This is a genomic window from Streptodolium elevatio (genome assembly GCF_053592165.1).
On sequence record NZ_JBSFVE010000030.1, the window covers coordinates 13,904 to 33,666 of the forward strand.

The window sequence follows — 19,763 nt, forward strand, 5'->3', positions numbered from 1 at the left end:
CCGCTGGACCGTCCCAGCGCTCGATCGGTCAGCGGTACTCGCGCAGTCGCGGCCGTACGCCCGCCAGCACCAGTAGCACGCCGACCCCGAGCACCAGCGGAGGCGCCCAGCGCCAGCCCGCGAGTGCGTCCCGGCCCGCGTCGATCCGGCCGGTGAAGTCGTCGTGGTGGGACTTCGCGGTGGAGTCGAGCACGCTCTGGTAGTCGTAGAACTCGAACGCCAGGTTGCCGCGCCCCACGTTGGTCGCCATGCCGACCGCCGCGTCCCGGCGTCCGCTTTCGACGGCGGCGACCAACGCCGCGTCGTCGCGCCGGAACGCCGCCAGCCGTGCGGCCAGGCCCGGTTCGGTCGACGTCGGCACCAGCAGCGCCGCCTTCTCGTTGAACTGCGCGCGGTAGTGGCCCGCTCGCTCCGGGAGCATCAGGTAGCGGCTCTCGTCGGCGTTCGCGTCCGAGGCGACCGCGCGCGTGCGGGCCAGTGCGGCGAACGGGTCGAACGCCTCGGCCTTCGCGTCGCGCACCCGGTCGCCGTGGTCGAGCAGCAGGCTCGCCCCGAGTCCGGTGAGCACCGCGACGAGCACGGTGGCGGCGACCAGGAACGGGTTGAACACGCGCCGGAAGCGCCGGGTGATGCGGACCTGCACGACCAGCAGCGCGAGCACCGCGGCGCCGCCGAAGGCGACGATCGCCAGCGCGGCCGCGCGTGCGGTGCTCCGGCCGTCGTCGGCGGAGTCGGCGAGCCCGTTCTCGGCGGTACGCCCGAGCAGGTCCGCGGCCGGCAGCAGGTCCTGGTGCATCAGCGCGGTGGCCGAAAGGTAGAAGCCCGTGGCGTTGGCGGGCGGGCGCGCGACCGGGCGTTCGAGCACCAGGTCGTCGGCGAACCGGGCCTGGGCCGTCAGAGCGTCGTAGGTGGCGAGGTCGGCGAGCAGTCGGCGCGCGGTGCCCTCGCCCGCCAGGTCGAGGCCGCGGTCCAGGAGGGTCTGCAGCGCGGCGGTGACGGCCGCGCGGTCCTGCCGCAGCTGGCGCAGCGCGGACTGCTTGTTGCCGATCTGCTCGTCGTGGCCGATCAGCAGGACGTTGGCGACCTGTGCGTCCATGTCGGCCAGCGCGTAGTAGAGGTCGGCGGCGGTCGCGGCCTGTGGCGCGGTCCCGCTGCCGATGGTGTGGAGGTTGTCGCGGGCGGCGGCGACGCCGACGACGAGTGCGGCCAGGAGCCCGGCGACGAGGGCCAGGACGACGCCGGTGGCGGCGCGGAGGCGGGTCGGGACCGACGAGCGGCGCCGGGGCGACGGCGTGTCGGGGCGGTTGGCCGCGGGCGGCGCCGATCCGGGCGCCGGAGGTGTGGGCCGGGGTATGGCCCGGGTGCTCGGGGCCGCCGGGGCGACCACGGATGCTGTCATGGACGCACGCTAGGTGACCGGCTGGACACGTGGCACAAGGTGAGATTGCGCCGAGGCGAAACACGGATGAACTCCCGGCGCGGGCACCCGGGTTGCGGGCACCTTGCCGAGGCCCGGGCCCGCGATGCGGGCCTTTGACGCAGGCCCGCGGATCACCGGCCGCGGGTCACCGCCGCGGTGCGCGCCTGCGGTTCACGCCTGCGATACGGGCCCGCCGTGCGGGCCCCGGATCAGAGCCGCGGCCGGGCCGTGGGCTCAGGCCGCCGCGGCGCAGGGCGTGTGCGGCTCGGCCCGGTACGGCGCCCCGTGGCTGGTCACCAGGTGTGCGGGCCCCTCTTCTGCGCCGGCGGACGGGATCTGGCGCGGCACGCGCGCCAGGGCGGCCACGTATGGCTCACCGCACGCGCCGCACAGCACGGGGGAGGCGACCGGGGCGTAGCGGTCGAGCGTGCGCAGCAGGCTTCGGGCGAAGCGCAGCGCGGTGGCGAACGAGGCCGAGGCGGCCTCGTGGTCGCGGGCGCCGTACGCGTTCGCGGCGTCCCGCAGGGACCGGGCCAGGTAGCACAGGCTGGCGCGCGGGAACGGCGGAGCGGCGGCGGCGAGGTCGTCGGCCTGGCCTGCCACGATGCCGGCCCAGCCGGGGAAGGCGGGGTGGCGTACGGCGGACCCCGAACGCTGCGCGATGACGGTGCCGGCCAGTTTGCGCGCGGCGGCGGCGCATTCGGGGGTCAGATCCTTGCGGTCGAGATCCATGTCCGGCTCCCAGGGCTCTTCGGACGGACGGTGTGGCGGGCGGCTCGGGACGAATCCGCCTAGACAGGATGCGGCCATCTTGACGTCAAACGCGAAGAAAGATGACCTATGTCACACCTAAAAATCCAAAAATGACCGAGATCGGAGGTTTGTGCTGCCTGGCGTAAAGGGCAAACCGGACGTTTTTTGGCCTGGCCACGCGGCAGATGCCACGCCTCTTCCAGCTGCACGGAACATCTGTTACTTATGCCCCCGGATCGCCTGCAGGCGCGTCCGCAACCTGCGGAGACGCGCGGAGACGACATGTCGGAAGGAGGGGTGCCGCGGTGCCCAGCTGGCTCCCGGAGAGCGCCGAAGGTCTTACCGAACTCGACGGCGCGTTCGGCCTGCGCCCTGCGCTCCACACCCGCTATCGGGACTACGTGACCCGCCTGTGGTCGCCCGGTGTGCTCGACCCCGTACTCACCGAGCTCGTCCGCCTGCGCATCGCCGGGCTGCACGAGTGCTCCGTCGAGCAGGCCGCCCGCACTCGCGCCGCGGTGCACGCCGGCCTCGACGAGGCACGCATCGCGCGCCTGGAGTTCGGCTCGGGCGACGCCGCCTTCACGCCGACCGAGTCCGCGTGCCTGTTGTTCGCCGAACAGTTCGTGCTGGCCCCGGAGTCGGTCACGGACGACGACCGCAAGGTGCTGACCGGGTTCGTCGGCGAGAAGGGCCTCGTCGGCCTCGCGATGGCCTGCGCGGTGTACGACGGCTTCGACCGCTTCCAGGTCGTGCTCGGCACCCAGGACACCGACCCGGACCTGCCGTACCCCGTCCTGGTCAACCCGCCCGGCCTCGACCCCGACGCGCCCGCCGAGCCGCCCGGGTTCGACCCGGACAACGCCATTGCCGGGAGCCCGCTCGCCCTGCAGCCCGACCTGCTGGCGTCCTTCCTGCGCATGTACGGGACGTTGTGGTGGGACGGCGTCGTCGACCATCCGACCAAGGAGGTCGCCCGACTGCGCAACGCGCGCGTCACCGGCTGCCGGTACTGCCGCAACGTACGTTTCGCGCAGGCGCGCGAGGACGGGCTCGGCGAGGACCTGGTCGAGCTGATCGAGGACGGCTTCGAGGAGAGTGTCCTGGAGGAGCGCCACAAGGTCGTCATCCGGTTCACCGACTTCTTCCTCGGCGACCCGCACGGCATGGCCACCGACCGGGCCGCCGACCTGCGCGACGACCTGCTCGCCGCGTTCGGTCCGGACGGCACCGTGGAGCTGGCCGCGGCCCTCGCGCTGTTCATGGGCTTCGCCAAGATCGCGGTGACGCTGGGCAGTATGCCGGCCGATTTTCCGACCATGGTGATACCCACCCCCGGCGGGTGAATCCGCAGGCGGGCGCCACGTGGTGGTGACCCTCGGACGGCACGAGCAGGAACGGCGGCGGGCCCGTGAAACCCGTGCGGACCGCCGCCGACGAACCGTACGATTCGGTGCGCGAAGGGCTGTTGCGCCCCGATCTTCTTGTGTAACGTTGCCCGCGGTTGCAAGCAGTAGAAGTAGTTCCCTCGCAAGACCGACGCCTGCGGACTCGACTGCCGTAGGCGTTTTTCCATCCCGGAGTACTTCGCGGGGAGTGGGACCACTCGACGTAAGCGACCCGGACGTCGCGCAGTGCGGCGGCTGAGGTTTTCATGAAGGAAGAAGACATGGCCACCGGTACGGTCAAGTGGTTCAACGCGGACAAGGGCTACGGCTTCATTCAGCAGGATGACGGCCAGGCCGACGTTTTCGTGCACTTCTCGGCGATCCAGACGAGCGGCTACCGCACGCTGGAAGAGAACCAGCGCGTCGAGTTCGAGGTCACGCAGGGCCAGAAGGGCCCGCAGGCCGAGCAGGTCCGCCCGCTCTGATTGCCCGCGCCCCGGCCCTCGGCCGGTCGGCTGTGACTTCGGTTTTGCGCGACTCGGAATAGCGCGAGCTGAGTACGACGAGAGGGCCCGCCCCCTGCCCGGGGCGGGCCCTCTCGTCGAACCCTTCCGCGCCGTACGGCGGATGGCGCCGTGTCAGGCCACCACACCCGCCGACCGCAGCGCGGCCACCCGGTCCGCCATCCCGATCTCGGCCAGCACCTCGTCGGTGTGCTCGCCGAGCACCGGCGACGGCGCGCCGAGCGCGGCGGGCGTGCCCGCGAACTGCGCCGGGTGCCGCGGCAGTCGGACCCGGCCCGCCTTGGCGTGCGTGCTCTCCTCGAACAGCCCGATCGCCACCGCGTGCGGGTCGTCCGGCAGTTCGGCCGGTGAGAGCACCCGCCCGCAGGGCACCCGCTGTTCCTCCAGGAGCGCCATCGCGGCGCCGACCTCCATCGACAGCGCCGCGGTGTAGCAGCGCTGCACGAACTCGGACGTCAACTCGCGGTTCTTCATGCGCTCGCCGATGGTCGCCACCCGCGGATCGTCGTGCCCTTGCACGCCGAACGCCCGGCACATGCCCGCGAAATCGGCGTCGGAGGTCGGCGCGACCACCGCCCAGCCGTCCTTGAAGCGGATCGGCTTGAGCGTCTTGTTGAAACTCGAGTTCTGCGTCCCGTCGCTGTCCAACAGCACCTCGTTGCCCGTCGCGTCGACCCACAGGAACGACGTGACGGCGTCCAGCATGGACAGCTCGACGTGCTGCCCGCCCTGCCCCCGCTCGCGCGCGAACAGCGCCGCCGTGACGGCCTGCGCGGCGGTCAGGGCGGTCACCTTGTCGGCGGCGGACTGCCGGAGGAACACCGGCTGTTCCGGCTCACCGGGGGCGGGCACGTCGGCCTGGTTGACGGCAAGTCCGGCGTACGCCTGGATCACCGGGTCGTACGCCGACTTGCCCGCGTACGGCCCCTCGGGCCCGAACCCGGACAACGACACGTAGACGAGGTCGTCGCGCCCCGCCGACAGGTCCGCGTAACCGATGCCCAGCCGGTCCACCACGCCAGGGCGGAAGTTCTGCACCACGACGTCGCACGTCGCGGCGATGGCCCGCACCACGTCCCGGCCTTCCGGGGTGTGCACGTCCACGACGATCGAGCGCTTGCCGCGGTTGCAGGAGGCGAACAGCGCGCTGGTGCCGCCGATGGCGACGCCGACCCACCGTGCGATGTCGCCGATGCCCGGGCGCTCCACCTTGATGACCTCGGCGCCCTGGTCGGCCAGCAGGGCCACGGCGTACGGCCCGGTGGCGGCGATCGACAGGTCGAGGATGCGGATGCCCCGAAGCGGGCCGGTCTCACTCATGAGCTCTCCCTTGCGTGGGTGTGCCGTGCGGTGCCTCAGGCGATGAACTCCGGCTTGCTGCGCGGTCGTCCGCCGGGGCCGCTGTACGCGAGCCCGAACCCCGGCATCGTCGCGAAGCCCGCGTCCGGCAGGCTGTCGCGCAGATCGGACCACGCGTCCATGAGCCGGTCCTCCGCCGCGTAGTCGAACGGGTCGGTGAGCACCTGCTCTTCGGCGCCGCCGGGCAGCGGCCGGTTCTCGGCGAGCCAGCGCGCCGTGTGCTCCAGCGCCGTCCGCGGGGCCACCAGGTCGCGGTACCCCAGGTCGGCGCGCAGCCGCGACAGGTCGAGCACGCGGTGCGCCGACGACGGCTGCATCAGCAACGGACGGGCCGGGACCGCGAGTTCGAAGGGCATGGAGACGATCTCGAAGTTGTGGCCGAGTGCAGCGGCCACGGTCTCGACCACCTGGCGGACCGTCAGCACCTCGTCGTCCGCGGCGTTGTAGATGCGCCCGGCGCTGCGCTCGGGATGGTCGACGGCCAGCAGCAGCGCGTGCGCGAGGTTCTCGGTGTAGCCGTGGTGGTGCAGGGTCAGGCCCTCGTCGGCCAGCACGATCCGGCGGCGGCCGTCCAGCACCCGACGCACGACGCACCATTCACGTGGCGCCAGTTGGCGGGGGCCGTACACGTAGGGGTAGCGCACGTGGGTCGCCCGCGGGTGATGGGCGAACACGGCCTCCTCAGTGCGCACGATGCGGAACCCCTTGGCGTCCTCGGCCGCGTCGCGCACCAGCGGCGCGTCCTCGCCGACCGGGACGGGCAGTCCGGCCGGGCCCGCGACCTCCGGGTTCATCCAGCCGCGGTACGCCGGCACTCCGCCGACCGACAGGAACCGCCCGGTGCGGCCGGCGAACGCCTCGGCGATGCGGCGCAGCCGCCCGTACATCGCGATGACCGTGTCGTACGCCGGACCGGCCGCGGCCTCCCGCAGCGCCCCCTCGTCGTACGGGTCGAGGTGCACGTGCCGCACTTCCTCGGGGGTCTCCGGCGACTCGTGCGTCCCCCGGTGCAGGATGCTGATCTCGTGCCCGCGGGCAACCAGCCCGCGCACGAGCGGGACGCCGGTCGGGCCGGTGCCGCCGACAACGAGGATCCGTTCGCCCATGTGCTGCCGCCCTCCCGCGGGACCGCCAGATACTTGACGCAGTCAGCTACCACGACGGAGCGACCGTATCCGCAGGTCGGCACGGGTACAAGGGCGATCCCGCGGCGGCCCTCGCGGCAATCGGGTGCCGGTGCACGCCGTAGCATGGACCCATGGGTTTCCTGCGCCGCCGCCCGCCCGCCGGGCCGGACTTCGACGTTCTCGCCATCCCCTTCACCGACTGGCCGGGGTCGGTGGTCGTGCACATCCTGCCGGGCGCCGACGGCAGCTGCCAGGGGATCTTCGTTCGGTACGACCTGCTGGCCGGCCGCGGCCCCGCGATGCTGATCGGCAACCTGCCGGCCGGATCCCCGGGTCGGGCCGAGGGCGTCGGGCGTATCGAGGCACAGCAGCTGGTCGCCGCCCTCGGGCACGAGGAGATGCCGGAGGAGCTGGGCGTCGAGGAGCACCCGGTGATGCAGGACGACGGGCTGCTCGTCGTGCGCCGCGTCAAGTACGCCGAGGGGCGGCTCGCCTGCGTCGAGTTCGACCGCAGCGACGACGTGCAGGTGCGAGTCGTGTCGTGGGACCGGCCGATCACGGACGACATCTTCGCGCTGCTCAAGCCGATCCCGGCGGAGTCCTTCAAGGTTTGAGCCGCCGCGCGCGGCCGTGCCCCGGGCGGCTGCGCCGCGCCTCCTACCGCCACCCCGTCTCCGCCGCCGCACCCACGCCCCACGCCGCCGCGCCTCAGCGGGTGGCGCGCTTCTCGTTCCCGCGGCGGTAGTTGCCCGTCGCCCGGGCCAGCAGGTGCTGCACGGCGGTTGCGTCCCCGGCCGCCTCCGCCGCCTCGATCCCCGTGGCGAGCCGCTCGGCGGCGGCCCCCGAGACGGTCACGACCAGGCGGCCACCGCGCGACACCAGCACCTTCCGGTCCTTGGTCACGCGGTATTCGAAGGGATCGCTGACAAGCCGTCCACGGGCGTCTTCCGGCATGGCCGCTAATCTACGCGAGCCCCTCCAGTCGCCCGGTTCGGGTCGCCACACCCGAAATGTCGGGTTAGCGTGCGTGCACAGGAGATCCCGGGCGCACCGCCGGGGACCGGCGGAGGGCTGGGAGCGCATGCGGCGGCTGGCACGGATGTTCGCGGCCGCCGTCATCCTCGGCTTCGCCGCGCTGCCCGCCCTGCCGGGCACCCCCGCACCCGCCGCCCCCGCCGAAGGCCCCGTCACGCTCTCCTCCGGCCAGGTCACCGACAAGGTCGGCGCGCTCGACGGCCGCAAGGACGAGGTCGAGACGGCACTCGCCCGGTTGGACCAGTCCCAGCGCCTGCAACTCTTCGTCGTGTACGTGCGCGACTTCTCCGGGCAGAGCCCCGCGGCCTGGGCGAACACCACCGCCGTCCGCAACGGCCTCGGCCGCGACGACCTCCTGCTCGCGGTCGCCACCGGGGCCCGGCAGTACTACGTCTCCGTCGACAACGCCGCGCGGCTCACCGAAGCGCAGGTCGACGAGGTCTCGCGCATCGCGATCGAGCCGCACCTGCGGGAGAACGACTGGGCCGGGGCGGCGATCGGAGCGGCCGACGGCTACACGGCCATGCTCTCCGGCGCGCCCGTCGTGCCCGGGCCGATCGTCCCGGGGGCCGCGAACCCGGACGGCGACGGCGGTGACGGCGGGGGAGTACCCGGCTGGGTCCCCGCCGTCGCGGTCGGCGGCGTGGCGGTCGCGGGCGGCTACCTGTTCGTACGGCACCGCCGCGCCGGCCGCGACGAGACCGGCGCGACGCCCGTACCCGACGGTGTCCCGCTCGCGGAGCTGGACAAGTCCGCGAGTCGCCTGCTCGTCGAGACCGACGACGCGGTACGCACCAGCGAGCAGGAACTCGGTTTCGCCACCGCAGAGTTCGGCGAGGAAGCGGTCGTCCCCTTCGCCGCCGCCCTGGACTTCGCCCGCACGGAACTCAGCGCGGCGTTCCGGATCCGGCAGCGGCTCGACGACGACGTCCCCGAGGACGACGCCGCGAAGCGGGCCATGCTCACCGAGATCACCGCGCGCTGCACCGAGGCCAACCGGCGCCTGGACGAGCAGTCCGACGCGTTCGACCGGCTGCGCGACCTGGAGGCGAACGCACCGCAAGTCGCCGCACAGGTCGCCCGGGACGCGGCCACGTTGTCCCAGGCCGTCGAACCCGCCCGCGCCACCCTCGCGCAACTCGTCCGGCGGTACGCGGACTCCGCGCTCGCCCCGGTCGCCGACAACGCGGACCAGGCCGCCGAGCGCCTGGCTTTCGTGCAGGACGCGCTGACGGACGCGGACCGCGAGCACACCGCCGGGCGTACCGGACCCGCCGCGGTCTCCGTGCAGGCGGCGGAAGCGGCCGTCGCCCAGGTGGGGCAGCTCCTCGATGCCGTGCACCGGCGCGCCGCCGAACTGGAGGCGGCGGCGGCGTCGTTGCCCGGCCTGATCGCGGAGACACGGGCCGACCTCGCCGAGGCGGACGCACTGGTGGCCGCGGGCCGCAACGACCCGGCCCTTGTCGGCCTCATCGCCCGGGCGCGCGGCGAACTCGCGGCCGCCGCCCCGCAGCCGGAGCCGGCCTCGGCCCCCACGGACCCGATTGCCGCCGCCCGGCGCATCGAGGAGGCGGACGCCGCGCTCGACAAGGCACTTGCCGACGTACGCGACGAACAGGACCGGGTCCGGCGGGCCCGGGCCGGGCTGGACCAGGCGCTCGGCGCGGCGCGTGCCGAGGTGGCGGCGGCGTCCGACTTCGTCACCACGAACCGGGGCGCGGTCGGCGGCACCGCGCGCACCCGACTCGGCGAAGCGCAGCGGCACTTGGACCAGGCCCACGGGAGCGCGTCGGCCGACCCCGTGGCGGCCCTCGCGGAGGCGCAGCGGTCCGCGGCCTTGGCCGGTGAGGCGATCGGCCTCGCGCAGCAGGACGTGCAGCGGTTCCGCGGCGGCGGCGCGGGTGGCACGGGCGGCGGGTTCGGAGGTGGACTCGGCGGCGGATTCGGGGGCGGCGGCGGAGGGTTCGGGAACCTCGCCGGAGTCGTGCTCGGCGGCATCCTCATCAACGGCGGCCTGGGCGGCGGGCGGAGCGGAGGACGGGGCAGCGGACGGGGCGGCGGTCCCGGGCCGGGCAGTTTCGGCGGCAGCGGTACGCGGGGGCGCAGGGGAGGTGGCGGCCGGTTCTGACGTACCAACACCCGTTCGCAGAAAGGCAAGGCGCACATGAGCAGCAAGCAGACGGTCCTCGGCCGCGTCACGCAGCTGGCCAAGGCCAACATCCACGCCCTCCTCGACCAGGCCGAGGACCCGCAGAAGATGCTGGACCAACTGGTCCGCGACTACACCGAGAACATCGGTGAGGCGGAAGCCGCGATCGCCCAGACGATCGGCAACCTGCGGCTCATGGAGGACGACCACCGCGAGGACGTCGAGTCCGCCGCCGAGTGGGGTCGCAAAGCCCTGGCGGCCAGTCAGAAGGCGGACTCCCTCCGGGCGTCGGGCGACACCACCGACGCGGACAAGTTCGACAACCTCGCCAAGGTCGCGCTGGGCAGGCAGCTGGACTACGAACGGGAGGCCAAGACCGCCGAGCCGACCATCGCCGCGCAGCAGCAGTCGGTCGACAAGCTCAAGGACGGGCTCTCGAAGATGCGTGAGAAGCTCGACGAACTGCGCAGGAAGCGTGACGAGTTGGTGGCCCGCGCCAAGTCGGCCCAGGCGCAGTCGCGGGTGCACGACGCTCTCAAGAGCGTCGACGTCATGGACCCGACCAGCGAGGTGTCCCGCTTCGAGGAGAAGGTGCGGCGTGAGGAGGCCCGCGTACGCGGTGCCGAGGAGCTGGCCGCGTCGTCGCTGGACGCGCAGTTCGAGTCGCTGGACGACGTCGCGGACGACGCCGAGGTCGCGGCCCGGCTTGCCGCCCTCAAGTCGAAGACGCCCGCCTGACCGCGGAACAAGGCCCAGGAACAAGGCCTGGGATCGAGACCCGGGGACGGGAAACCGGGATCGGAAACACAGGCCCGGAACACTGCCCGGGAACCCGGAGCCAGCGGCACGAGGCCGGCGGGAGTGGGCTACCGCCGGCCTCCTGTGCCGTTCGTCCCGAGTGGATCCGCTCCCAGGGGCCCCGCCTCCTTCCGTGTCACGCGGCGGTAGGGTCCGGTCCGTCCGGGGATCCGGCCCGACGTCGTCCTCGGTCGCCGGTCAGTGCGTTCCCACCGCAGCACGCACGGCTCGGCGTACCGTCGTGCAGTCGTCGTGCAGACGGCGGAGCAGTCGCCGTTCGTCCTCGCCCGCCGAGGCCTGGTCGTGGATCCGGATCTCGCGGACCAGCACGAGCATGAGGTTGACCAGGAACGCGTCGCGCGCGAACGAGCCGCTCTGCTGCGCGGACTGGACTATCTGGCGTCGTGTCAGCGGGTCCCGGGCGAGCAGCGACCACAGCACCGCGAGGTCGTAGCCCGGCAGGTGGTAGCCCACGAACTCCCAGTCCACCAGGGCCGGTCCGTGCGAGGTGAGCAGCATGTTCGAGAACAACGCGTCCCCGTGGCACAGTTGCAGCGGCAGGCGGGACAGGCCGCGCAGGAGCTGCGCCAGGTCGCCCGCGTCACGGTCGGTCAGCAGCCCGAGCGCGTGGTATCGCTGTACGCGCGGCACGTAGTCGAAGGCCGCCTGGAACGAACCCGAGGGCGGCTTCCACGCGTTCAGCGCGCCGAAGGCCTGGAGCACCGCACGGACGTCGCCGCGCGGCAGGGCGGCCCCGGGGTGCCGCTCCACCGCCACCGGCCGTCCCGGCACGTGCTCCATGACCAGGATGCGCCGGTCCGGATCCGCACCGAACAGCCGCGGCACCCGCACCGGCGGCCGCTGCCGCGTGAACGTGCGGTACGCCGATATCTCGTGCCTCAGCCGCTGCATCCAGTGCGAGGAGTCGTCCACAAGGTACTTCGCCACCACCGGGTTGCGCCCGACCGATCCGGTCATGAGCACCGACTTCTGGGTGCGCCGCATCACCGCGCCCGCGACGAATCCCGGGCACACTTTCGCCGCCGCGGCGGCCACCACCGACGGTGTCACGGACGGCTGTTGCGGTCCGCCCTCCGCCCCCCGCCCCGTGCGGTCCCGCGGACCGCCCCGACCCGGCGCCGGTACGCGCCGTCCCGCCGCGTCCGCGTCGCGCCCGACCGGACCGTACCCCCCCGGCACTCCGCCGCCCGTGCGCTGGCGCCCCGGATCGGCCCCCGGCGAGCCGGGCGGGCGCGGCCCGCTCTGGCTGTTCGCCCGGCCGCCGGCCGGACCGGGCTGAGCGGGACGGCGCGTGGGGGGCGAGGTGGCGGGGCCGTACGCGGAGGGCCGCGGCGAACTGCCGCGCACCGTGGGGCCCGACGTGCCGCGGGCCAGGGGTGACGGGGAGGGTGACATCGAGGACCTTCCTGCTCCGGGGATCCGGGAGGGTGCCGCCAAAGGCCGCGCGGTCGACCGGGGGGCGGTCGGATCCGCACGGGGCCGGACCGGGGCGTCCTGGGGGCCGCCCCGACCGGTCGCCGGCACCGGTGGTGGTGCTGCCGTGCGCGTTGCTCGCATGGTGCTCGGGTCGTACGCCTCGCGCGGCGACACGGTCCGCGGCGACAGGGTCGCGTCGGCCGAGGACCAGTGCCGGGATACCGGCCGCGGGGTGGGTAGGCCCCGCGTTCCGGATCCATCACCCACGAGACTCCCTCGCGCGGGTGGTGATCCACGTGGCGGACCCTGGCGAACTGTGGCGAATCGACGGCATGCGCCTTGCCCCGCACTAGCCTCGAATCACCGAGCAACCTGGGGGCTCGAACGTGAACGGCGAATCGAAGGGCGGGCCGACATGCGGCGCGGGCGCAACACCAAACTGGTGGATCTCTTCGCGCTGACCGGTTGGTCGAAGGGCGAACTGGCCCGGCTGGTCAACCGGCGCGCGGCCGGCATGGGGCACCCGCAACTGGCCACCGACACCTCACGGGTGCGGCGGTGGCTGGAGGACGGGGAGTGCCCGCGCGACCCCGTCCCGCGCGTGCTCGCGGCGCTGTTCACCGAGCGACTCGGACGTGTTGTCACCTCCGAGGATCTTGGCCTCACCGGGCGCCCCAGGCACCACGTACCAGCCGTTCCCGAGGAACTGCCGTGGAGCACCAAGCGCACCGTGGACGCCTTGACCGAGTTCACGGGAATGGACCTCATGCTCAATCGGCGTGGCTTCGTCGGAACGGGATTCGCGTTGGTCGCGGGCCCCGTGCTTGTCACCAACTTCGACCGCTGGCTCGGCACGGCCAAGTCCGCGCCGGGCGCCGGCGCCGCCACGGCGGTGCCGCGCGCCAACGCGTTCGGCGCACGTGCCGCGTACGCTCCCATCGACGCGGGCCCCGTGGGCTCGGAGGAGGTCGCCGCGCTCGAACACGCGGTCACCGTCTTCCGCGCGTGGGACGCGAACCGGGGCGGCGGCCTCCAACGCAAGGCCGTCGTCGGCCAGCTCAACGAGGTCGGCAACCTGCTGACCGCGGATAACCCGGGAGCCGTTAAACAGCGTCTATGGGCGGTGGCGGCGAACCTCTCCGTACTGGCCGGCTGGATGTCGCACGACGTGGGCCTGAACCCCACCGCGCAGAACTACTTCGTCATCGGCGCGCACGCGGCCCGCGAGGCGGGCGACCTACCGCGTGCGGCCGAGGCATTGTCGCGTGCGGCCCGGCAGATGGTGCATCTGGGGCGGGCGCGCGACGCGCTGTCGCTCATCGAACTGGCCCAGCGCACGGCGGGGGAGCGGGCGACGCCGACCACGCGGGCGATGTTCCACACGGTGGAGGCGTGGGCGCAGGCGGCACTCGGGCAGTCGGTCGAGTGCCGGCGTACGCTCGGCCTGGCCGAACGCGAGTTCACACGTGCGCAGCCGCAGGAAGACCCGGACTGGATCGCCTTCTTCGACAGCGCGGACCTGCACGGCATGCAGGCACTGGTGTACCGCACCCTGGCCGACACCGACCCGTCGGCGGTCCGCCTCGCGCAGGAACACGCCCAGAAGGCCATGGAGTTGCGGGCGCAGGGCCATCAGCGATCGCAGACGTTCGACCTGATCTCGCTGGCGTCCGCGTACCTCCTCGACGGCCAGGCCGACGCGGGCGCGCAGTACGCCCGGCTCGCCATCCGCTCCACACGCGAGGTCTCGTCGCACCGCACGTGGGACCGGCTCGGGGACATGCAGAAGCTGACCGGGCGGTACAAGGACGTGCCGGAGATCAGAAGCCTTCACGAGGAGATCGCCGAAGGCGGGGGGCCGACGGGGCCGACGACGGCATAGCCGGGCGTCGGCCCCGGTACGGTTTTGGGCCCTGCCCGTCTCCCCGCCTGCCCGTCTCCCCTCTGCTCGCCTGCTCGCCTGCTCGCCTGCTCGCCTGCTCGCGTCTCGGGCTTACCCACGTCGCCTTCGGGCAGTGGCGTCCCGCGCGCCCAGGTCACGCATGCTGAGTCACACGTGCATCTGTGCTATGTGCCGCTCGTGGGCCTAGGTCACGCGCAACGCCATGACGCAGGCGTCGTCCTCGTAATCAGTGTGGCCCAGGCGGCTCACCACGATGTCCACGCACGAGCGCGCGTCGGCCCCGGTGAGCAGCGGAGCGAGGGAGAGCAGCGACCGGATCGAGTCGTCGATGTCGATCCCGCGGCGCTCCACGAGGCCGTCGGTGAACAGCAACATCAGGTCTCCGGCCCGGAGTTCGAGGCGGAGCTCCTCGTAGCGCGGTTCGTCGTGCACACCCAGCAGGATGCCGCCCGGCATGTTCGGGATCGAACCGTGGCCGTTGCGGAAGAGCAGCAGCGGCGGATGGCCGGCGCGGGCCATGGTCAGCACCCGGCGGTCGGGGTCGTACCGGCCGCACAGCGCGGTCGCGACGGCCTCGGCGGGCATGGCGTGCAGGACCAGGCGGTTGAGCCAGTACAGCATTTCGCCGGGCGGGGCACCGGTGATCGCGAACCCTTCGAGGGCGCTGCGCAGCGTGGTCATCCCGGCCGCGGCGGCCAGACCGTGCCCGGCCATGTCGCCCATGCTGACCAGGACCGTGCGGTCCGGGAGGGCCATGCCGTCGTACCAGTCGCCGCCCACCCGGAGGCCGTCGGAGGGGAAGTAGCGGGTGGCGACGTCGAGTCCGGGCAGCGCGATGGCCCGGGTCCAGCGCGGCATGACCGCGCGCTGGAGTTCCGCCGCGATGCGGTGCTCGGCCTGGGCGAGTTGCCGCTGTACGAGCAGTTGCTCGCGTGCCTCGGTCAACGCGGCCTGCGTCCAGCGCAGTTCGGAGACGTCCCGGAGGATGGCCCACACACTGCGCGGCGTTCCGTCGGCGTCCAGCACCGGTTCGCCGATCAGGTGCAGCGAACGGGTCGTGCCGTCCGCGCGCAGTACGCGGAACTCCGCCTCGGCAGGCACGAGTTCGTTGAGCAACTCGCCGACCAGGGCCTCGACCTCGGGGAGGTCGCCGGGCAGGACATGGCGGGGGAGGTCGTCGAGGCGTACCGGGCCCGCCACCGGATCGCGGTCGAACAGCAGGTACATCTCGTCGGACCAGCGGATCTCATCGGTGTCCAGGTGCCATTCCGCGCTCGCGATGAGCCCGGCGTGCGCCCGCGGCGCGGGCACGGCGCGGGACACGAGGTCCTCGTGACCGCGACCGCGTACCGGCTCGTCGGGCGGCAGCAGCAGGTCGCGCGGTGCCGCCGGGCGTGCCGGCACCAGGGTGTCGCCGACCACGGTGTCGATCAGGCGCGGACGCAGGTAGCGCTGCGACCGGAAGACCTCGGGGACCGCCGGGAACGCGTGCGTTCCGTGCCGGTACGTCTCGTGCGGCCACGCGTCGCGGTCGCGGGCGGTGGCGTCCTCGCGTACCGGCGCGCACAGTTGCGCGAGATGGTCCAGCGACTCCTCAAGGCTCGACGACAGCAACTCGCAGACGTGCGCCCGGCGTGTGGACTCCTGCGCGGTGTACGTCGTGAGCAGGTCGTCGACCTCGGACCTCAGCCGGGCCACCCTCGTCATCATCGCCGACAGATCCGCCGCGTCGAACTCCGGCCGCTCGTGCATCCACCCGCCTACGCCCGCTTCCGTGTCGCCGCACCGACTCTCGCACAGCGGCGTTCCTACCGGGGGCGATTTCACCACATTGGTGGAGGGAGATGGCGGGTTGACGGTTCCGTACCGTATCGAGCGACCTGCTGACCGAAAACGATCGAGGTGCCCGCCGGAAGGCGTCCGTGCACGATCAGCTGTGATCATCGCGGGTCGGCCGCCCGATGGGCCGACGTACCGCGAGTCGACATGTCGCGCCCCGTCGTACCGCGCCCCGTCGTACCGCGAGTCGACGTACCGCGCGCCATCGCACCGGGGGCCCGCGTACCCCGAGCGGTCGAACCGCGGGCCGTCGTCCAACTCTTCGGTTCCTCGCGATGCCCCCGGCTGCCGCCGACCCGGCACCCGCCAACGGTGTGTCGTCACCCGACCGGCCCAGTAGACGCGCGGACCGCCGCGCAAGCTGCACACGATGGAGCCTGATCCGCAGTCCAAGCGAGGTTCCGGCTCCGTCGAACACGCCCGGACGAAACGGAGGATGCAGTGGGAGTCGATCCTGCCGCTTTGCGGCGTTGTCATGTGGCCGTGGACCTGGGGGCGTCCCGGACCCGCGTCTACCTCAAGAACGACGGCCTGGTCGTGGACGAACCCAGTCTCGCCGCGGTGGACACCCGCACCGGAGGACTGGTCGCCGTCGGATCGGTCGCGGCCCGGATGGTCGGCCGGTCACCGGACCATATCCGCGTCGCGCGCCCGATCTCGAGCGGCACCGTCGTGGACGCCGAGCTGGCGCAGTCGATGCTGCGCCAGTTGGTGGACCGCCGGGTGGCGCCGATCTGGCGCAGACCCGGCGGCGTACGAGCGGTGGTCGGCGTACCGCACGACAGCGGCCCGCTCACCCGCAAGGCGGCCGTCGCGTCGCTGGCCGGGCTGGGCGTACGGCGCGTCGAGCTGGTCGACATCCCGGTGGCGGCGGCCGTCGGCTGCGGCCTGCCGGTCGACCTCCCCGAGGCGGCCATGGTCGTGGTCTGCGGCGCGGCCACCACGCAGATCGCGGTGCTGTCGCTCGGCGCCGTGGTCGCGGCGTCGATCCTTCCGGTCGGCGGCGACGCCATCGACCACGCGATCGCCGAGCACCTGCGCGCGCGGCACGGGGTCGTCATGCCCACCGGCGCGATTCGGGAGATCTACGCCCGGCTCGACGTCGACGAGGTCATCACGGTCATCGGCAAGGACGTCGCCACCGGCCTGGCCCGCACGCTGGCCGTCGAGTCGGCGGGCGTACGCGACATCATCTGCAACCCGCTGGCCTCGCTGCTCGACGGCATCACCGGCGTACTGCGCCGGTCCCCGCCGGACCTGGTGGTCGACTTGGCCGACCGCGGCATAACCGTCGCGGGCGGCGGGGCGCACATCCCCGGGCTGGACGCGATGATCGGGGCCGCGACCGGGATGCCCGTGCACGTGGCGTCGGACCCGCAGTCCAGGGTGATCGACGGCCTCGCCCGACTCATGGACGGCCGCTCCACCAAGCCGCCGCGCGAACCCGTGCACGCCGAGACGTCTTCCGAGGAAGAGACCGCCACGGACCCGGAGGCCTTCGCCCCGGTGGCCTGAGGCCATCGGGAGACGCACCGGCACCCGGTGCGGGGCTTCCCCAAGACAGCTGCCGGTGGCAGCCACATGGATGCGGCCCCATGGTGGCTACCCAGAAGAGGCGGCCCGCCCGACGACCGTACCTTCGCGGTCGTGTCGCCGGTCCCCGACGGCAGGGGCGGGCCGCCCGCGTCACGGCAGCGGGTGCCGAGGCCCAGAGGCCCAGAGATCCGGCTGCTCGGCGGTCCGGTGCGCGGGAGCTCAGTGCGCCGCAGTCCAGTGCACTTCAGCCCCGGGCCTAGACGGTCCCGGGGTTCTGCGTTTCCCGTCAGCCCTGCGGAGTCCGGGCAGTTCCGAGCGGTTTCGGGCCCGGTTGTCCGGGGTCCGCGAGTGTCCTGGGCTCTCAGTCGTCCCGGTCCTCAGTTGTCCCAGTCCTCGTCCTTGCGGTCTTCCTCGCGCGTCCGCTGCGACGCGGACTCGAGTGCATGTGCCGCCGCTTCGCGGGTCGGGTACGGGCCGAGCCGGTCGTTCGCACGGCAGCCGGCTCCCTGCTCCACGGTGCTGTGCTTGATGCAGTAGTACCACTGGTCGTCGCTCATGGCCCCGATGATCGCATCGGTGTCCTCCCGGACCGGAGTGGCACGCGGGGATACCGTCGTTTTATGGACCTGGCCGACTACGCCCTGAGGTTTACGGACGTTGTCGCAGAGTCCAATTGGCGCGAACCCGTCGGCTACGACTTCGCCGTGCTGCGCCTCACCGCGATCTGCCGGCTCATCCGCGAGAACCACCTGCTGGGCCGCTGACCAGCGGATCCACCGTCCCGGCCCGGCCGGGCGGGGGCGGACGCGCGGGAGGCGTGCCGAGGGACCGGTAACCGAACGGTTTCCTGAACGTAGAACCTGTTCTATTGTGGGCCTGCGCAGTCGGCCCGCCACGGGGGTGCGGGCAGGTCGCGCGGGCATCGGAGTGCCGTGGCCCGCCCCGGCGGCCCCGCCGCTCCGATGCCCGACGGGCAGGCAGGCCCGCTGTCAGGTCAGCGGTCCGCCCGGATCGACGGCTTCGAGGGGCCCGACGGGTCGGCATTTCGTCGGCCGCCGTCCCGCTGCCACGCGACGAACTTGTTCCCGTCGGCGTACCCCGAGTACATCCCGCACTTCAGGTTCGCCTTGTGCATGACGCCCTTCGGGAACCACCCGGCCGTCAGCTCGGGCCGTACGTGTTCGTCCGCCGGTACGCACCCCACCGGCGGGCGGCCCGCCTTGAGGTTCGCCACCAGCAGCCGGTCGCCACCCGTGGTCCGCATCTTGTAGCGCACGCCGGTCGCGTCGTCGGGCAGCCACTCGGGCACCGAGGCGTGGCCGGCCTTCGCGTCGCGCCCGGTGCGGTACGTCGACTCCTGCTCGTGCCGTCCGTTCAGCCGGCGCTCCGCCAGCGGAGCCGCGACGACCGCACCGATCGCCACGACCGCAACCGCGGAAGCGGCGATGGCCAGACCTGCCTTGAGCATCGAGATGTCTCCCTTCGGGGCTGCCTACCTTTCCATGATCACCAGGACAAACCCGTCCAAGCGGCACCGTGACGGCCCGTGTCGCCGTACCCCGAGGGCCGCCCCCGGAGCCAGGCCCCATACCCACACCTCGAACCCATCCCGTGCCCGACCGCCACGTACTTCGGTCAGTTGGACGCGGCATTGGGGACCCGGTCGGTCAATTAGCTGGGTGCGTGCGCAACTGGCTGATCTGGCTGATGAGTTCGTCAAGCGGTACCTACCGATCGGCAGGTGCGGCCCGTACCCGATACGGCTGCGGCCGCGATGCGAAGGGAGCCTCTGGCGGTTCGCTGGACACCGTGCACAAAGAGGTCCATACCAATTTGGTCTGGACCATTCCCTTGGTGGGGGTCGGCTGTATATGGTGCCGCGCATGGCGATTCCGGTTCAGGGAAGTCCGTACGCCGAAAGCCCCCAGCCGCCCGACCGCCCGCACGGTCATGGACACCGGTCCCCGTCGCGCAAGCGCTCCGGGCTCGGCTGGGTCGCCCTGTGGGCCGTCGCGGTCGCCGCGGTCGCGGCCTACCCGGTCTACCGGTTCGCGATGCCGCTCGACGACGTCGACGCGCAGAGCGGGCAGGAGGGACTGTGCCTGGCCGCGTTCGAGGGCTCGCTCGTCGGCGGGCGCCTGCCGAGTTCGGTGGACTGCCTGTCCCCGGAGGCCCGTTGGCGGGTCACGGCGCGGTTCGAGGTCTCGTCCGGTTCCACTCCGTGCCGTGAACTCCCGGCGGACAAGGGTTACGAGACGGGCATGGAGTGGCGGTCGTCGGACGGCGAGGTGCTGTGCCTGACGGTGACACCGTTCACGACGTACCAGGACTACGAGTCGATCGGGACCATGCCGTACGAGTTCAACAGTGCCGACTTCGACGAACTGAAGACACGCCTGCTGGCCGCCACCGGCGGGCAACGCGACCCGGCGGGGGAAGCTGGGTGAAAGGTCGGGCCGGCCGGGTGAGTTCGACCGTGACCTGCGGCGGCTCAC

Annotated in this window: 18 protein-coding genes; 9 read left to right on the forward strand and 9 right to left on the reverse strand. The window is 72.6% G+C overall.

Features of this window, described 5'->3' with window-relative positions; translation table 11 throughout:
* Nucleotides 1-28: 28 nt before the first annotated feature.
* On the reverse strand, nucleotides 29-1,399 hold the full coding sequence (locus ACWD12_RS36105; RefSeq protein WP_450103127.1) for a hypothetical protein: 1,371 nt from the start codon (nucleotides 1,397-1,399) through the stop codon (nucleotides 29-31).
* 255 nt (nucleotides 1,400-1,654) lie between these two features.
* Nucleotides 1,655-2,152, reverse strand: a complete 498-nt coding sequence (locus ACWD12_RS36110; protein ID WP_450103128.1) for a hypothetical protein — start codon at nucleotides 2,150-2,152, stop codon at nucleotides 1,655-1,657.
* A gap of 326 nt (nucleotides 2,153-2,478) precedes the next feature.
* Here ACWD12_RS36110 and ACWD12_RS36115 point away from each other — a divergent pair, with 326 nt between their 5' ends.
* Nucleotides 2,479-3,519: a carboxymuconolactone decarboxylase family protein gene (locus tag ACWD12_RS36115; RefSeq protein ID WP_450103129.1), complete on the forward strand. Its 1,041-nt coding sequence runs from the start codon at nucleotides 2,479-2,481 to the stop codon at nucleotides 3,517-3,519.
* A 323-nt stretch (nucleotides 3,520-3,842) separates the two neighbouring features.
* A complete protein-coding gene (locus tag ACWD12_RS36120) occupies nucleotides 3,843-4,046 on the forward strand; it encodes a cold-shock protein (RefSeq protein ID WP_358360953.1) in 204 nt (67 codons plus the stop codon).
* A gap of 153 nt (nucleotides 4,047-4,199) precedes the next feature.
* Here the strand turns inward: ACWD12_RS36120 and ACWD12_RS36125 are convergent, their stop codons facing one another.
* On the reverse strand, nucleotides 4,200-5,405 hold the full coding sequence (locus ACWD12_RS36125; RefSeq protein ID WP_450103130.1) for a CaiB/BaiF CoA transferase family protein: 1,206 nt from the start codon (nucleotides 5,403-5,405) through the stop codon (nucleotides 4,200-4,202).
* Between the two features lie 35 nt (nucleotides 5,406-5,440).
* Entirely contained in the window at nucleotides 5,441-6,550 is a 1,110-nt protein-coding gene (locus ACWD12_RS36130; protein WP_450103131.1) for an NAD-dependent epimerase/dehydratase family protein, read from the reverse strand.
* 152 nt (nucleotides 6,551-6,702) lie between these two features.
* Between ACWD12_RS36130 and ACWD12_RS36135 the strand changes: the two genes are divergently transcribed.
* A complete protein-coding gene (locus ACWD12_RS36135; RefSeq protein WP_358360960.1) occupies nucleotides 6,703-7,185 on the forward strand; it encodes a hypothetical protein in 483 nt (160 codons plus the stop codon).
* Between the two features lie 94 nt (nucleotides 7,186-7,279).
* On the opposite strand, the gene ACWD12_RS36140 is transcribed toward ACWD12_RS36135, so the two are convergent.
* Nucleotides 7,280-7,525, reverse strand: coding sequence for a hypothetical protein (locus tag ACWD12_RS36140; RefSeq protein ID WP_450103132.1), 246 nt, complete (start codon nucleotides 7,523-7,525; stop codon nucleotides 7,280-7,282).
* Between the two features lie 127 nt (nucleotides 7,526-7,652).
* Between ACWD12_RS36140 and ACWD12_RS36145 the strand changes: the two genes are divergently transcribed.
* Both ACWD12_RS36145 and ACWD12_RS36150 read left to right on the forward strand, forming a co-directional pair.
* Entirely contained in the window at nucleotides 7,653-9,734 is a 2,082-nt protein-coding gene (locus tag ACWD12_RS36145; RefSeq protein WP_450103184.1) for a TPM domain-containing protein, read from the forward strand.
* 36 nt (nucleotides 9,735-9,770) lie between these two features.
* Complete coding sequence (locus tag ACWD12_RS36150) at nucleotides 9,771-10,493, forward strand: PspA/IM30 family protein (protein WP_358360965.1); 723 nt, start codon at nucleotides 9,771-9,773, stop codon at nucleotides 10,491-10,493.
* Between the two features lie 258 nt (nucleotides 10,494-10,751).
* Here the strand turns inward: ACWD12_RS36150 and ACWD12_RS36155 are convergent, their stop codons facing one another.
* Nucleotides 10,752-11,753, reverse strand: coding sequence for a phosphotransferase (locus ACWD12_RS36155; RefSeq protein ID WP_450103185.1), 1,002 nt, complete (start codon nucleotides 11,751-11,753; stop codon nucleotides 10,752-10,754).
* A 652-nt stretch (nucleotides 11,754-12,405) separates the two neighbouring features.
* Here ACWD12_RS36155 and ACWD12_RS36160 point away from each other — a divergent pair.
* The gene (locus tag ACWD12_RS36160) at nucleotides 12,406-13,872 is read left to right on the forward strand and encodes a DNA-binding protein NsdB (protein WP_450103133.1); all 1,467 of its coding nucleotides are present in this window, start codon (nucleotides 12,406-12,408) and stop codon (nucleotides 13,870-13,872) included.
* Nucleotides 13,873-14,076: 204 nt separating this feature from the next.
* Here ACWD12_RS36160 and ACWD12_RS36165 read toward each other — a convergent pair whose 3' ends face one another.
* Nucleotides 14,077-15,645 (reverse strand): PP2C family protein-serine/threonine phosphatase, encoded by a 1,569-nt coding sequence (locus ACWD12_RS36165; protein WP_450103134.1) that lies wholly within the window; start codon nucleotides 15,643-15,645, stop codon nucleotides 14,077-14,079.
* Between the two features lie 570 nt (nucleotides 15,646-16,215).
* On the opposite strand from ACWD12_RS36165, the gene ACWD12_RS36170 reads away from it, so the two are divergent.
* Nucleotides 16,216-17,247, forward strand: coding sequence for a rod shape-determining protein (locus tag ACWD12_RS36170; RefSeq protein WP_450103135.1), 1,032 nt, complete (start codon nucleotides 16,216-16,218; stop codon nucleotides 17,245-17,247).
* 398 nt (nucleotides 17,248-17,645) lie between these two features.
* Here ACWD12_RS36170 and ACWD12_RS36175 read toward each other — a convergent pair whose 3' ends face one another.
* Nucleotides 17,646-17,825 (reverse strand): hypothetical protein, encoded by a 180-nt coding sequence (locus tag ACWD12_RS36175; RefSeq protein WP_358364832.1) that lies wholly within the window; start codon nucleotides 17,823-17,825, stop codon nucleotides 17,646-17,648.
* 63 nt (nucleotides 17,826-17,888) lie between these two features.
* Between ACWD12_RS36175 and ACWD12_RS36180 the strand changes: the two genes are divergently transcribed.
* Nucleotides 17,889-18,032 (forward strand): DUF6401 family natural product biosynthesis protein, encoded by a 144-nt coding sequence (locus ACWD12_RS36180; protein WP_450103136.1) that lies wholly within the window; start codon nucleotides 17,889-17,891, stop codon nucleotides 18,030-18,032.
* A gap of 230 nt (nucleotides 18,033-18,262) precedes the next feature.
* On the opposite strand, the gene ACWD12_RS36185 is transcribed toward ACWD12_RS36180, so the two are convergent.
* Nucleotides 18,263-18,736 (reverse strand): hypothetical protein, encoded by a 474-nt coding sequence (locus ACWD12_RS36185; protein ID WP_450103137.1) that lies wholly within the window; start codon nucleotides 18,734-18,736, stop codon nucleotides 18,263-18,265.
* Nucleotides 18,737-19,151: 415 nt separating this feature from the next.
* Between ACWD12_RS36185 and ACWD12_RS36190 the strand changes: the two genes are divergently transcribed.
* Nucleotides 19,152-19,715: an LppU/SCO3897 family protein gene (locus tag ACWD12_RS36190; RefSeq protein ID WP_358364839.1), complete on the forward strand. Its 564-nt coding sequence runs from the start codon at nucleotides 19,152-19,154 to the stop codon at nucleotides 19,713-19,715.
* Nucleotides 19,716-19,763 lie beyond the last annotated feature (48 nt).

Coding starts and splice junctions, on each gene's coding strand:
- ACWD12_RS36175 (WP_358364832.1), bottom strand. CDS start 17,825: ATGAGCGACGACCAGTGGTACTACTGCATCAAGCACAGCACCGTGGAG.
- ACWD12_RS36135 (WP_358360960.1), top strand. CDS start 6,703: ATGGGTTTCCTGCGCCGCCGCCCGCCCGCCGGGCCGGACTTCGACGTT.
- ACWD12_RS36120 (WP_358360953.1), top strand. CDS start 3,843: ATGGCCACCGGTACGGTCAAGTGGTTCAACGCGGACAAGGGCTACGGC.
- ACWD12_RS36140 (WP_450103132.1), bottom strand. CDS start 7,525: ATGCCGGAAGACGCCCGTGGACGGCTTGTCAGCGATCCCTTCGAATAC.
- ACWD12_RS36180 (WP_450103136.1), top strand. CDS start 17,889: ATGGACCTGGCCGACTACGCCCTGAGGTTTACGGACGTTGTCGCAGAG.
- ACWD12_RS36105 (WP_450103127.1), bottom strand. CDS start 1,399: ATGACAGCATCCGTGGTCGCCCCGGCGGCCCCGAGCACCCGGGCCATA.
- ACWD12_RS36185 (WP_450103137.1), bottom strand. CDS start 18,736: ATGCTCAAGGCAGGTCTGGCCATCGCCGCTTCCGCGGTTGCGGTCGTG.
- ACWD12_RS36125 (WP_450103130.1), bottom strand. CDS start 5,405: ATGAGTGAGACCGGCCCGCTTCGGGGCATCCGCATCCTCGACCTGTCG.
- ACWD12_RS36110 (WP_450103128.1), bottom strand. CDS start 2,152: ATGGATCTCGACCGCAAGGATCTGACCCCCGAATGCGCCGCCGCCGCG.
- ACWD12_RS36150 (WP_358360965.1), top strand. CDS start 9,771: ATGAGCAGCAAGCAGACGGTCCTCGGCCGCGTCACGCAGCTGGCCAAG.
- ACWD12_RS36160 (WP_450103133.1), top strand. CDS start 12,406: ATGCGGCGCGGGCGCAACACCAAACTGGTGGATCTCTTCGCGCTGACC.
- ACWD12_RS36130 (WP_450103131.1), bottom strand. CDS start 6,550: ATGGGCGAACGGATCCTCGTTGTCGGCGGCACCGGCCCGACCGGCGTC.
- ACWD12_RS36165 (WP_450103134.1), bottom strand. CDS start 15,645: ATGCACGAGCGGCCGGAGTTCGACGCGGCGGATCTGTCGGCGATGATG.
- ACWD12_RS36145 (WP_450103184.1), top strand. CDS start 7,653: ATGCGGCGGCTGGCACGGATGTTCGCGGCCGCCGTCATCCTCGGCTTC.
- ACWD12_RS36190 (WP_358364839.1), top strand. CDS start 19,152: ATGGCGATTCCGGTTCAGGGAAGTCCGTACGCCGAAAGCCCCCAGCCG.